The organism is Kitasatospora sp. NPDC001603 (assembly GCF_040298365.1).
GTDB lineage: Bacteria > Actinomycetota > Actinomycetes > Streptomycetales > Streptomycetaceae > Kitasatospora.
The window spans coordinates 59,924-72,485 of record NZ_JBEPAA010000042.1; the positions used below are offsets into that span (position 1 = coordinate 59,924).

General features: G+C 73.7%; 11 protein-coding genes, 1 pseudogene and 1 riboswitch. Of the genes and pseudogenes, 11 read left to right on the forward strand and 1 reads right to left on the reverse strand.

The genetic code is table 11. The annotated features are described in order from the left end of the window. Window positions 1–83: 83 nt before the first annotated feature. The 10 genes from mltG (ABT263_RS24835) (at window position 84) to ABT263_RS24880 (ending at window position 10,431) form a co-directional block, all read left to right on the forward strand. Entirely contained in the window at window positions 84–1,340 is a 1,257-nt protein-coding gene (gene mltG / locus ABT263_RS24835) for an endolytic transglycosylase MltG (RefSeq protein ID WP_352293302.1), read from the forward strand. A 151-nt stretch (window positions 1,341–1,491) separates the two neighbouring features. Then, complete coding sequence (gene mltG, locus ABT263_RS24840; RefSeq protein WP_352293304.1) at window positions 1,492–3,504, forward strand: endolytic transglycosylase MltG; 2,013 nt, start codon at window positions 1,492–1,494, stop codon at window positions 3,502–3,504. A 34-nt stretch (window positions 3,505–3,538) separates the two neighbouring features. Then, window positions 3,539–4,369: a shikimate dehydrogenase gene (locus ABT263_RS24845; RefSeq protein ID WP_352293306.1), complete on the forward strand. Its 831-nt coding sequence runs from the start codon at window positions 3,539–3,541 to the stop codon at window positions 4,367–4,369. 393 nt (window positions 4,370–4,762) lie between these two features. Next, window positions 4,763–5,947 (forward strand): chorismate synthase, encoded by a 1,185-nt coding sequence (gene aroC / locus ABT263_RS24850; protein ID WP_329486794.1) that lies wholly within the window; start codon window positions 4,763–4,765, stop codon window positions 5,945–5,947. Beyond that, on the forward strand, window positions 5,944–6,465 hold the full coding sequence (locus tag ABT263_RS24855) for a shikimate kinase (protein ID WP_352293308.1): 522 nt from the start codon (window positions 5,944–5,946) through the stop codon (window positions 6,463–6,465). The genes aroC and ABT263_RS24855 overlap by 4 nt, the downstream gene beginning before the upstream one ends. Continuing rightward, on the forward strand, window positions 6,458–7,546 hold the full coding sequence (aroB, locus tag ABT263_RS24860; protein WP_329486792.1) for a 3-dehydroquinate synthase: 1,089 nt from the start codon (window positions 6,458–6,460) through the stop codon (window positions 7,544–7,546). Before ABT263_RS24855 ends, aroB begins: the two co-directional genes overlap by 8 nt. An 8-nt stretch (window positions 7,547–7,554) precedes the next feature. Beyond that, complete coding sequence (aroQ, locus tag ABT263_RS24865; RefSeq protein WP_329492047.1) at window positions 7,555–7,983, forward strand: type II 3-dehydroquinate dehydratase; 429 nt, start codon at window positions 7,555–7,557, stop codon at window positions 7,981–7,983. Window positions 7,984–8,404: 421 nt separating this feature from the next. Beyond that, window positions 8,405–9,088, forward strand: coding sequence for an AAA family ATPase (locus tag ABT263_RS24870; protein WP_396489633.1), 684 nt, complete (start codon window positions 8,405–8,407; stop codon window positions 9,086–9,088). 165 nt (window positions 9,089–9,253) lie between these two features. Continuing rightward, window positions 9,254–10,063: an Fpg/Nei family DNA glycosylase gene (locus tag ABT263_RS24875; protein WP_352293310.1), complete on the forward strand. Its 810-nt coding sequence runs from the start codon at window positions 9,254–9,256 to the stop codon at window positions 10,061–10,063. Window positions 10,064–10,182: 119 nt separating this feature from the next. Further along, complete coding sequence (locus ABT263_RS24880; protein WP_352293312.1) at window positions 10,183–10,431, forward strand: hypothetical protein; 249 nt, start codon at window positions 10,183–10,185, stop codon at window positions 10,429–10,431. A gap of 173 nt (window positions 10,432–10,604) precedes the next feature. On the opposite strand, the pseudogene ABT263_RS24885 reads toward ABT263_RS24880, so the two are convergent. Continuing rightward, window positions 10,605–10,943: pseudogene (locus ABT263_RS24885) on the reverse strand (ArsR/SmtB family transcription factor); the annotation flags it as partial. Window positions 10,944–11,024: 81 nt separating this feature from the next. Further along, window positions 11,025–11,216, forward strand: a riboswitch (cobalamin riboswitch). A gap of 33 nt (window positions 11,217–11,249) precedes the next feature. On the opposite strand from ABT263_RS24885, the gene nicT reads away from it, so the two are divergent. Continuing rightward, the gene (gene nicT, locus ABT263_RS24890) at window positions 11,250–12,422 is read left to right on the forward strand and encodes a Nickel transporter NicT (protein ID WP_352293315.1); all 1,173 of its coding nucleotides are present in this window, start codon (window positions 11,250–11,252) and stop codon (window positions 12,420–12,422) included. The last annotated feature ends 140 nt before the right edge of the window (window positions 12,423–12,562 follow it).

The window sequence follows — 12,562 nt, forward strand, 5'->3', positions numbered from 1 at the left end:
ATCTAACGTCCCGGTGAAGGGGCCCGTGCGGACGCGTCCGCACGGGCCCCTTCTGCTCGTTCCGGGACCGCCGAGGGGGCGCAATGACCGACCAGGACTTCACGCCCGGGCTCACACCCGGCCACCTCGGTGCGCCGGTGCTCGAACCCGAGGGCCGTCCGCCGGGTGCGCCCCGTCCTCGCCACGATGCGCCGGATCCGCACCGCCGGCGCAACGGGCTCGCCTGCGGGCTGACCGCGCTCGCCCTGGTGGTCGTCTTCGGCGGGGCCGGTCTGACCGGGTACACCTGGCTGCAGGGACAGCAGAAGCCGCCGGCCGCCGCCGACTACCACGGGGCGGGCACCGGCGACGTCCAGGTCTCGGTGCCCGAGGGCGCCGGGCTCACCCAGATCGCCTCCGCGCTGGTGCGCAACGGCGTGGTGGCCAGCTCGCTGGCCTTCACCCGGGCGGCCAAGGGCAGCGCGGCCGCCGCCGGGCGGATCCAGCCCGGCACCTACACGCTGAAGCAGAAGATGTCGGCGGCCGCCGCGCTGGCGATCCTGGTCGACCCCGCCAACGCCAACGGCCTGACCATCCCCGAGGGCTGGCGCGGCAACCAGATCTACACGGCGATCGACAAGAAGCTGGACCTGCCCGAGGGCACCACGCAGCGGGCCGCCCAGGAGCAGGGCGCCGAGCTGGGGCTGCCGGAGTTCGCCAAGGGCAGCCCGGAGGGGTACCTCTTCCCCGCGACGTACAGCGTGACCGACGGGACCACCGCGGTGGACCTGCTGAAGCAGATGGTGGAGCGGGCCGGCAAGGAGTTCGCCCGGGACGACGCGGAGGTCGTCGCGCAGAACCTCGGGCAGAGCCTGTACGGGCTGGTGACCATCGCCAGCATGGTGCAGGGCGAGGCGGACAACACCGAGGACATGGCCAAGGTGGCCCGGGTGATCTACAACCGGCTGGCCAAGAACATGCCGCTGCAACTGGACTCCACGATCAACTACGCGCTCGGGCGCTCGACGCTGAACACCACCGTCACGGAGACCAAGCTGGACTCCCCGTACAACACGTATCTGCACACCGGACTGCCGCCGACGCCGATCGGCAACCCCGGGCGGCAGGCGATCATGGCGGCGGTGGACCCGGCGCAGGGGGACTGGCTCTACTTCGTCACCGTGAAGCCGGGGGACACCCGGTTCACCGACAGTTTCGAAGTGCAGCAGCGCAACGTGGCCGAGTTCAACGCCGCCCGGGCCGCGCAGCCGAGCCCGTCGGCGAGCGGTTCGGGCGGTGCCTCCGCGGGGGCGAGCGGCAGTCAGCCGACGGGTGCGCCGACCGCTCCGGGCGGGCAGTGAGGGCACATCGCCCCTGCCGGAGGCCAGGCTGCGGTACGGTAACGTCTCCCTCCAGGCGCTGCAGTAGCACGCCGGTTCGAGAATCAGCCGGGACGCCGTCCCGGACGGCCGGTCCGATCCTCCGGCCGTCTCCGTCGGTGTAAGGGGATCAATGACCGATCTGGGTCGGGGCTACGGCCCCCAGGGCTCCGAGCCGTGGCACCCCGGTGACCCCGGGTACGGCGGCCAGCAGCCGGTCCCCGGGCCGACGGACGACCAGTGGCAGCAGCCCCAGCAGTACGGCGGTCAGGCTTTCGTCGACCAGCAGGGCTACCCGCAGCAGATGCAGCAGGCCGCGCAGCAGCAGGGTTACCCCCAGCAGGGCTACCCGCAGCAGGCGTACCCGGGCGGCCAGCCCCAGCAGCCCCAGCAGTACGGGGGACAGCAGTTCGCGCAGGGACAGCAGCAGGCCCAGCAGGCCCAGCAGTACGGCGGTCAGGCCTTCGGCGACCAGCAGGGGTACCCGCAGCAGGGGCACGGCGGGGGCCAGGGCTTCCCGGGTGGGCAGGGGTACCAGGACCAGCAGCAGGGCTACCCGCAGCAGGGGTTCCCCGGGCAGCAGCAGAGCGCCCCCGGGTACCAGGGGCAGCAGCAGGGGTACTCGCAGCAGGGCATGCCGCAGCAGGGCATGCCGCAGGCGGGTATGCCGCAGTCGGGCATGAACCAGCAGGGCGCGTCCCAGGCCGGGATGCCGCAGCAGGGCGCTTCCCAGCCCGGGATGCCGCAGCAGCCCGGTCAGCAGCGGGTGCCGGGCGAGCAGGCTCCGGGCGGGCAGGTGCCGGGCGGGCGGGCCTCGCGACGCCGGCAGCCCGAGCCCGAGCGGCCCGCCGGTCCCGGCCCGGACGGCATCGACTGGGAGGCGGAGGCCGCCGCGCTGGAGGCCGGCGGCCGGCCGGCGGAGGCCGAGCCCGAGCAGGCCGAGGTCGAGTGGGACGAGCACCAGGACGACTACGCCGAGGACGGCGGGGACGACCAGAACGGTTTCCTCGGCGAGGAGGACAACTCCCGCGAGGGCAAGAAGAAGCGCAAGGAGAAGGGCAAGAAGTCCGGCCGCCGCAACGGTGGCGCCTGCCTGCTGGTCGCGCTGGTGATGGTCGGCGGCGTGGCCGGCGCGGGCTGGTGGGGGTACGGCTTCTACCAGGACCACTTCGGGCCGCCCCCGGACTTCACCGGCCAGGGCAGCGGCTCGGTCATGGTGGAGATCAAGAAGGGTGCCGTCGGGGCCGAGATGGGCAAGACGCTCAAGGAGGCCGGCGTGGTCAAGAGCATCGAGGCCTTCACCCAGGCGTGCGGGAAGAACCCGAAGTGCACCACCATCCAGTACGGCACCTACACCATGCCCAAGGAGATGTCGGCCGAGGCCGCCGTCACCAACCTGGTGGAGGCGAACGGCGGTGAGAAGCTGATCGTCCAGGAGGGGCTGACGGCCGCCGCCACCTACGCCAAGATCGACGACAAGCTGCAGCTGGCCAAGGGCACCACGGCCGAGGTGGCCAAGGCGCAGCTGGGCAGCCTCGGTCTGCCCGCGTACGCCAACGGCAACATCGAGGGCTTCCTCTGGCCGGCCCGCTACTCGATCGCCTCGGGCATGAAGCCCGAGGACCTGCTCAAGCAGATGGTGAAGAACGCCGTCGACCGCTACGCGGGGCTGGACGCGGAGGCCGCCAAGATCGGCCTCAAGACCGGCTACGAGGTGGTCATCGAGGCGAGCATCCTCCAGGCCGAGGGCAACAACCCCGACGACTTCGCCAAGATGGCCCGGACGATCCAGAACCGGCTGGCCGACACGGGCAAGATCGACGGCAAGCTCGGCATGGACACCACGCTGCAGTACTCGCTGGGCCGCAAGGTGCTGGACAAGAAGGACATCAACGACGCCTCCAACAAGTACAACACCTACATCAACGCGGGCCTGCCGCCCGGGCCGATCTCCAACCCGGGTGACGCGGCGCTCAAGGCGGTGCTGAACCCGGCGGACGGCAAGTGGCTGTACTTCATCGCGATGGACCCGAAGAACACCCGCTTCTCGGAGACGGACAAGCAGTTCGCGGCCGATGTCGAGGAGTACTGCAAGGCGGCCGGCCAGGGCTTCGACAAGGTGGCCGTCCACTGCACCACCAAGTAGCCCTGACGGGCCAGTAGTTCACGGAGTAGCAGCGTTGACCAGCAAGCACCGGGCCGCCGTCCTCGGCTCGCCGATCGCCCACTCGCTCTCGCCGCACCTGCACCGCGCCGCCTTCGCGGCGCTCGGGCTGGACGGCTGGCGCTACGACGCCTTCGAGGTGGACGAGGCCGGGCTGCCCGGCTTCCTCGCCGGACTGGACGCGGAGCGGTGGGCGGGCCTGTCGCTCACCATGCCGCTGAAGCGGGCGGTCATCCCGCTGCTCGACGAGGTGAGCGCGACCGCGCGCTCGGTCGACGCGGTGAACACGGTGGTCTTCACCGCCGACGGGCGGCGCACCGGGGACAACACCGACATCCCGGGCCTCGTCAACGCCCTGCGCGAGCGCGGCATCACCGAAGTGGCGGGGGCGGCCGTGCTGGGTGCCGGGGCCACCGCCTCGTCGGCGCTGGCGGCGCTGGCCCAGATATGCACCGGCGAGGTGACGGTCTACGTCCGCAGCGCCGAGCGGGCCCGGGAGATGGCCGAGCTGGGTGAGCGCCTGGGGGTGACCGTGCGCACCGCCGACTGGGAGCGGGGCGCGGAGGCGCTCGCGCAGCCGCTCACGGTATCGACCACGCCCGCGGGGGCGACGGACGCGTTCGCCGCCGGGCTGCCCGCCGCGCCCGGCGCGCTGTTCGACGTGCTCTACCACCCGTGGCCGACGGCGCTGGCCGCCGCCTGCGCCGAGCGCGGCGCCGCCGTGCTGGGCGGCCTGGACCTGCTCGTCCACCAGGCGGTCCTGCAGAACGAGCGGTTCACCGGCCGCGCGCCCGGGCCGCTGGCGGCCATCCGGGCCGCGGGTGAGGCGGCGCTCGCCGGCCGCTGACGCGGTGCGCGCGGGGCGGCGGGCGGTGCCGCCCGGGCATGTCGTGCCGGGGTGGCGTGTCGTGCCGGATCGGCGCGCTGTGTCACATCGGCGTGTCGTGCCGGAAGGGCGTGCTGTGCCACCCTGGCGCGTCGTGCCGGCTCGACCTGACGTGCCCGTCCAGCGTGTCGTGCCACCCCGGCGTGCCGTGCCGCGGCGAGGGGTCCGGCCGTGCTCCCGGCGGGGCCCGGGTGCTCCGCCGGCCACCGCGTCCGAGGGTCGACCGGTTGCTGTCCGTCACCCGGACTCTGCTCCCGGGCATGCCGACGGCATGAAAGGATCCAGGGACAGAGGAAGCACGCCCGGGCGGGTCATGGCAAGTGCCGTGACCGGTCCGCTGATGAAGGAGCTCCGTTGGGTACGTTGCGCTGGCTGACGGCGGGGGAGTCGCACGGTCCGGCACTGGTCGCGACGCTGGAGGGCCTGCCCGCCGGTGTTCCGGTGACCACCGCGGTGGTGGCCGAGGCGCTGGCGCGCCGACGGCTGGGCTACGGCCGTGGCGCCCGGATGAAGTTCGAGCAGGACGAGGTGACCTTCCTCGGCGGCGTGCGGCACGGCGAGACCATGGGCAGCCCGGTGGCCGTGATGGTCGGCAACACCGAGTGGCCGAAGTGGGAGCAGGTCATGTCGGCCGATCCGGTCGACCCGGAGGTGCTGGCGGGGCTGGCCCGCAACGAGGCGCTGACCCGCCCCCGGCCGGGCCACGCGGACCTGGCGGGCATGCAGAAGTACTCGATCGAGGAGGCCCGGCCGATCCTGGAGCGCGCGAGCGCCCGGGAGACGGCGGCCCGGGTCGCGCTGGGCGCGGTCGCGCGCGCCTACCTCAAGGAGACCTGCGGGATCGAGATCGTCAGCCATGTGGTGGAGCTGGCGGGCGCGAAGGCCCCCGCCGGGGTGCTGCCGCTGCCCTCCGACGAGGCGCGCCTCGACGAGGACCCGGTGCGCTGCCTGGACGCCGACGCGTCGAAGGCGATGGTCGCGGAGATCGACCAGGCCCACAAGGACGGCGACACCCTGGGCGGGGTCGTCGAGGTGCTGGCCTACGGCGTGCCGGTCGGCCTCGGCTCGCACGTGCACTGGGACCGCCGGCTGGACGCGCGGCTGGCCGCCGCGCTGATGGGGATCCAGGCGATCAAGGGCGTCGAGGTCGGCGACGGGTTCGAGCTGGCCCGGGTGCCGGGTTCGCAGGCGCACGACGAGATCGTGCCGACCCCGGAGGGCGTCAAGCGGACGTCGGGCCGGTCGGGCGGTACCGAGGGCGGCCTGTCGACGGGCGAGCTGCTCCGGGTGCGGGCGGCGATGAAGCCGATCGCGACCGTGCCGCGCGCGCTGCAGACGCTGGACGTGCGGACGGGCGAGCCGGCCAAGGCCCACCACCAGCGCTCCGACGTGTGCGCGGTGCCCGCGGCGGGGATCGTCGCCGAGGCGATGGTCGCGCTGGTGCTGGCGGACGCGGTGAACGAGAAGTTCGGTGGCGACCACGTCAGCGAGACCCGCCGCAACGTCCAGGGGTACCTGGACAACCTGATCGTCCGATGAGCGCGCCCCTGGTGGTGCTGGTCGGCCCGCCCGGCAGTGGCAAGTCCACCGTCGGACGGGACCTCGCCGAGCGCCTGGGCGTCGCCTTCCGGGACACCGACGCCGATGTCGAACGGTCGGCCGGCAAGCCGATCCCGGAGATCTTCATCGACGAGGGCGAGCCGCACTTCCGCGAGCTGGAGGCTGCCGCGGTGCGCAGCGCCGCCCGGGACCACGACGGCGTGCTGGCGCTGGGGGGCGGTGCGGTGATGGCCGAGGCCACCAGGGCGCTGCTGCGCGAGCTGCCGGTGGTGTTCCTGGAGGTCCCGCCGGCGGACGCCGTCCGGAGGGTGGGGCTGGACGCGCCGCGGCCGCTGCTCGCGGTCAACCCGCGGGCGCGTTGGCGTGAGTTGATGGAGGCGCGTCGGCCCCTGTACCTGGAGGTGGCCACCGCCGTCGTCGACACCGCGGGCCGCACCCCCGGGCAGGTCGCGGACGCCGTAATGGAAGCACTGGAGCTGAAGACCCCCCATGAGTGACATCGTCAGGATTCACGTCGGCGGCAGCGCGGGCCACGACCCGTACGACGTGCTGATCGGACACCAGCTGCTCGGCGAGTTGGGGCAGCTGATCGGGACCCGCGCCAAGCGGGTCGCGCTGATCCACCCCGAAGGACTGGCCGCCACGGCCGACGCCATCCGCGAGGACCTGCTGGGCGAGGGCTACGAGGCGATCGTCCTCCAGGTGCCCAACGCCGAGGACGCCAAGAGCGCCGAGGTCGCCGCGTACTGCTGGTCGGTGCTCGGCCAGACCGGCTTCACCCGCAGCGACGTGATCGTCGGCCTCGGCGGCGGCACCACCACCGACCTGGCCGGCTTCGTGGCGGCCACCTGGCTGCGCGGGGTGCGCTGGGTGTCCATGCCCACCACGCTGCTCGGCATGGTGGACGCGGCGGTGGGCGGCAAGACCGGCATCAACATCGCCGAGGGCAAGAACATGGTCGGCGCCTTCCACCCGCCGGTGGGCGTGCTGGCGGACCTCGACACCCTGGAGACGGTGCCCCGGCACGACTACGTCTCCGGCCTCGCCGAGGTCATCAAGTGCGGTTTCATCGCCGACCCGGTCATCCTGGACCTCATCGAGGCGGACCCGGAGGGCGCCAGGAGCCCCGCCGGGCCGCACACCGTCGAGCTGATCCGGCGGGCCGTGCAGGTCAAGGCCGACGTGGTCTCCGGGGACCTCAAGGAGTCCGGCCAGCGCGAGATCCTCAACTACGGCCACACCCTCGGCCACGCCATCGAGCGCAACGAGCGCTACAAGTGGCGGCACGGCGCGGCGATCTCGATCGGGATGGTCTTCGCCGCCGAACTCGGCCGCCTGGCCGGCCGGCTGGACGACGAGACGGCCGACCGGCACCGCACCGTGCTGGCCTCGGTCGGCCTGCCGCTGAGCTACCGCGCGGACGCCTGGCCGAAGCTGCTGGACGCCATGAAGATCGACAAGAAGTCGCGCGGCGACCTGCTGCGCTTCATCGTCCTGGACGGCCTCGGCCGGACCTCCATGCTGGAGGGCCCCGACCCGTCCCTGCTGGTCGCCGCCTACGCGGAGGTCTCCTCGTGACCCGGGTGATGGTGCTCAACGGCCCCAACCTCGGCCGGCTGGGCAGCCGCGAGCCGGACGTCTACGGCGCCACCTCCTACGCCGGGCTGGTCGAGCGCTGCACCGTGCTCGGCAAGGAGCTCGGCTTCGAGGTCGAGGTGCACGAGACCAACTCCGAGCAGCAGATGGTGGAGTGGCTGCACGAGGCGGCCGACGGCGGGGTGCCCGTGGTGATCAACCCGGGGGCCTTCACCCACTACTCGTACGCGATGCGCGACGCCGCCGCCCAGCGGACCGCGCCGCTGATCGAGGTGCACATCTCCAACCCGTACGCCCGGGAGACCTTCCGGCACACCTCGGTGATCGCCGCGGTCGCCTCCGGCACCATCGCCGGATTCGGCCTGGGCTCGTACGAGCTGGCACTGCGGGCGCTCGGCGGGCAGCTCACCGCACGCTGACACCCGGGCCGGGGTACCGGATCGGCGCGGCCCCGGCCGGCCCGATCCGGTACCCCGGCCCTCGTCAGCGGCCCGGCGGCGGACTGTGCCCGCTGCGGGACCGCCGTGTAGTGTCCCCGCTGAAAGAAGTCGGGAGGTGACCGTGACGCAGTACGCCGGGGGTGGACAAGTCCCCCCACGTCCCGTCGCTCCGCCGGCCCCGCCGTACTCCGGCAGTGCCACCGTCGCACCGCCCGCCGGTGGCGCGCCGGGCGCGTCCCGGGGAGTGCCGCGGGCGGCGGCCCACGCCGAATCCGTCCGCCACGGCGCGGACCGGTCCGCGCGCGAGCCCGCCGGTCGGCCCCCGTACGCCGGTCGCCCGGTCGTGCCGCCGGCCGGTACCCCGGCGGCCCCCGTCGCACCGCCCGCGCCGGCGCGGCCCGTGCCGCCGTCGGCTCCCACCGCCGCGGCGCCCGCGCCGGTTCCGGCCGGCGCCACCGGGCACTTCCTGCTGCCGTCCGGCGCGCCCGTCCAGCTCCCGGTCCACCCCGCGCAGCCGCACCTGCCGTCCGGGCCACTGGCCGTGCTGCTGATCGGACCGGCCGGCGCGGGCAAGACCACCGTCGCCCGGCACTGGGCCGAGCGGCGGCCCACGCCCACCGCCCACATCAGCCTCGACGACGTCCGCGAGTGGGTGCAGTCCGGCTTCGCCAACCCGCAGTCCGGCTGGAACAACGCCTCCGAGGCGCAGTACCGGCTGGCCCGCCGCACCTGCGGCTTCGCCTGCCGCAACTACCTGGCCAACGGCATCTCCTGCATCATCGACGACGCGGTCTTCCCGGACCGCCCGGCGATCGGCCTCGGCGGCTGGAAGCGGCACATCGGCCCGGGGATGATCCCGGTCGTGCTGCTGCCCAGCCTGGACTCCGTGCTGAGCCGCAACGCCCGGCGCAGTGGCAACCGGCGGCTGAGTGACGAGGAGGTGGCCCGGATCCACGGCCGGATGGCCGGCTGGTACAACTCCGGGCTGCCGATCATCGACAACTCCCAGCTGGACGTCGCGGCCACCGCCGCCGAGCTGGACCGGGTGATCCTGGCCCGGCTGATGGGCATCCCGGTCCGCTGAGGCCCGGGCCGCCCGGGGCTGTTCCGGGCGGCTCCGGCGCTGCCCCGCGCGCGGATTCGGTACCGCCTTCCGGGAGCCCGCGACGGCCGGCGGCCCGGCCGGGCCTGTCGGTGCGGGCTGCGATGATGGGGGCATCCTGTCGCACACCCGGGGGAGCTGACGCCCGTGCCGGAAGGCCACATCATCCACCGCCTCGCCGCCGAGAACGCCATGGCCTTCGGCGGCCGCCCGGTCCGTGCGAGCAGTCCGCAGGGCCGGTTCGCGGACGGCGCGAAGCTGGTCGACGGGCAGGTGCTGACCGGGGCGGAGGCCATCGGCAAGCACCTCTTCCTCGGCTTCGAGGACGACGCCTGGGTGCACATCCACCTCGGCCTCTACGGTGGGTTCGCCTTCGGGGAGGGCCCCGCGCCCGAGCCGGTCGGCCTGGTCCGGTTGCGCCTGGCGAACGACGACGCCTACGCCGATCTGCGCGGTCCCAACACCTGTGCGCTGATCACCGACGCCGAGAAGGCCGCCGTCGCGGCGCGCCTCGGCCCCGACCCGCTGCGGGCCGACGCCGACCCGGAGCCGGCCTGGCGGCGGATATCCGGCAGCCGGACGACGATCGCGGCACTGCTGATGGACCAGAAGGTGCTGGCCGGCGTGGGCAACGTCTACCGCGCCGAGGTGCTGTTCCGGCACGGCATCGACCCGCACCGGGCCGGGCGCGACCTCGGCCGGGCCGAGTGGGACGCCGTCTGGGCCGACCTGGTCGCGCTGATGCGCGAGGGCGTCGGCGCGGGGCGGATCGACACCGTCCGACCCGAGCACACCCCCGAGGCGATGGGCCGTCCGCCGCGGGTGGACGACCACGGCGGCGAGGTCTACGTCTACCGCCGGGCCGGCATGCCCTGCCTGGTCTGCGGCACCGAGGTCCGGACCGAGGCGCACGCCGCGCGCAACCTCTTCTGGTGCCCCACCTGCCAGGGGGCCTGAGGCGGCGCCGGCTGCCCGGCGCCGTCCGGGCGGCACCGCGGGCGGTCGCGGGGCTGCCGGGGGAGGGCGCGGTCAGCCGTCCGCCCCGGTACGGGCGACCGCCAGGGCGGGAGGCGCTGGTGACCGGCCACACCCGGCTGCGGGCCCGTTTCGACGTCGAGCTGACGCCGGGGTGGTGCCTGATGCGCAGCCGCTTCCTGCTGGGCGGGATGGCGGCCCGCCCCGAGGCCGGAGGCACCCGCTTCGCCTTCCTCGGCGCGTTCCGGCTCCCCGGCGCGGGCCTGCTCGACCGGGCCCTGCGGCCCGCGACGGACCCGCTGGCCCGGCGCTCGCTGGAGCGCTTCGAACGGCTGGTGCGGGAGGGGTGAGGCGGGCCCCGGGCGCGACGGCCCGGGGCGCCGGGTCGGTGTTCCGCGGGCGGAGCCGGTCAGCCGGGAGCCGGTCAGCCGGCCGCGGCGGCCCGGGGTGCGGAGGGCTCGCCGCCGGTGGCGTCGCTCCCGGTGGCGGGCTCGCCGTGCTCGTGATGGTCCGCGGCGGCGCACTCGTCGAGGAGGGGGCGCAGGGCCTCGTCCACGAGCCGGTAGCGCACCACGCGGCCGTCCTTGTCGCCGGTGACCACACCCGCGGTGCGCAGCAGCCGCAGCGCCTGCGAGACGGCCGGGTCGCGCATGCCGGTGGCGACCGCCAGGTCGGTGACGGCGAGCGGCCCGGCCCGGTGCAGGGCGAGCAGCAGGGCGAGCCGCCCCGGGTCAGCGAGCAGCGAGAACCGCTCGGCCCAGGACCGGACGTGCCCGGGGTCGCCGATCGCGGCGATGGCCTCGCAGACCCGGTGCCCGTCGATGGTGCGGTGGCCCGCGCGGTCGGCCGGTACGAGATGCATGCGGACATTGTTGCAGCCCGTGGCTGTGATCCTGGACACCTGCGCAGGTGCGCAGCCTTGCAAGGGTGAGGTGCGGCCCCCTACGGTGTTGCCCGCCGTGGTGTTCGGGAAGACCGGTGACGGACCCTCAGGGTCCGGAGTCCGGAGCGGCCCTCGCCACTGTGATCGGGGGAGTCGTCCGTATCCACGACGCCACTGGGCGCCTCGCGCGCCTGGGAAGGCGGATCCGGAAGCCCCGTCAGCCAGGAGACCGGCCACGGCATCTCACGAACGTCTTTCCACGAGGTGCTGGAGCGTGATCCGAAGATGACCCTGCCCGAAACCGCCGCTGCTCCCGCGGCGTCCTCCGCCCTGCCGAGCTTCCGCTGGCGGCGCGAGGACACCCTCCGCACGGCCGGGTTGATGGGGGTGATCCTGGCCATGCACGTAGTGGCGTTCGGGACGCTGATCTTCCTGGTCGCCCCGGAGAAGTACGAGGTCGGTACCCAGGTCTTCGGGGTGGGCCTGGGCATCACCGCCTACACCCTCGGCATGCGGCACGCCTTCGACGCCGACCACATCGCGGTGATCGACAACACCACCCGCAAGCTCATGGCGGACGGCAAGCGGCCCGTCTCGGTGGGCTTCTGGTTCGCGCTCGGCCACTCCTCGATGGTGGTCCTGATGGCCGCCCTGGTGGCGGGCGGCGCCCAGCTGGCCAGCACGCTGATGGACGACGAGTCCACCACGCACCAGTGGCTCGGTGTGGTCGGCACCTCCGCGTCCGGTGTCTTCCTCTACCTGATCGGCGCGCTCAACCTGGCGGCGCTGTTCGGCATCCTCAAGGTGTTCCGGTCGATGCGGGCCGGTCGGTTCGACGAGGCCGAGCTGGAGGAGCACCTCAACTCGCGCGGTCTGATGGCCCGGGTGCTGAACCGGGCGACCCGCTCGATCACCCGGCCCGGCCAGATGTTCCCGGTCGGCATGGTGCTCGGCCTCGGCTTCGACACCGCGACCGAGGTGACCCTGATGGTGATGGCCGGCTCCGGCGCGGCCGCCGGGCTGCCCTGGTACGCGATCGTCTGCCTGCCGCTGCTGTTCGCGTCCGGGATGAGCCTGTTCGACACGCTGGACGGGACGTTCATGAACTTCGCGTACCAGTGGGCGTTCTCCAACCCGGTGCGCAAGGTGTACTACAACCTGACCATCACTGGGCTGTCGATCGCGGTGGCGTTCATCATCGGCACCATCGAGCTGGTCGCCGTGCTGCACGAGAAGCTGGACCTCACCGACCCGGTGAGCGGCTGGATCGCGGACATCTCGCTGGACAACGTCGGCTACGCGATCGTCGGGCTGTTCGTGGTGGTCTGGGGGGCGGCGATCGCCTACTGGCGCCTCGCCGGCGTCGAACAGCGCTGGAGCCCGAAGCCGGTGGTGCCGGCCGACGGGGTGCCCGCCCGGGGGGCGGCGGCCGACGAGGCCGCCGGGGTCACCGAGTAGTCGGCCCCGACGGCCCGCGGCGCCGCGGTGTCACGAGGCGGCGCCCACCCGGTCCGTTCGGGCGCCCGCGATGGGGAATGAGCGGGCCCATCCCGTGGCCCTCACCGACGCGTCGCCCATGGCCCGATCCTCCGTCCCTC

What these genes read in the sequence shown, in the direction of transcription:
- mltG (WP_352293302.1), top strand. Translation starts at nt 84, where the DNA reads ATGACCGACCAGGACTTCACGCCCGGGCTCACACCCGGCCACCTCGGT.
- mltG (WP_352293304.1), top strand. Translation starts at nt 1,492, where the DNA reads ATGACCGATCTGGGTCGGGGCTACGGCCCCCAGGGCTCCGAGCCGTGG.
- ABT263_RS24855 (WP_352293308.1), top strand. Translation starts at nt 5,944, where the DNA reads ATGAGCGCGCCCCTGGTGGTGCTGGTCGGCCCGCCCGGCAGTGGCAAG.
- aroB (WP_329486792.1), top strand. Translation starts at nt 6,458, where the DNA reads ATGAGTGACATCGTCAGGATTCACGTCGGCGGCAGCGCGGGCCACGAC.
- aroQ (WP_329492047.1), top strand. Translation starts at nt 7,555, where the DNA reads ATGGTGCTCAACGGCCCCAACCTCGGCCGGCTGGGCAGCCGCGAGCCG.
- nicT (WP_352293315.1), top strand. Translation starts at nt 11,250, where the DNA reads ATGACCCTGCCCGAAACCGCCGCTGCTCCCGCGGCGTCCTCCGCCCTG.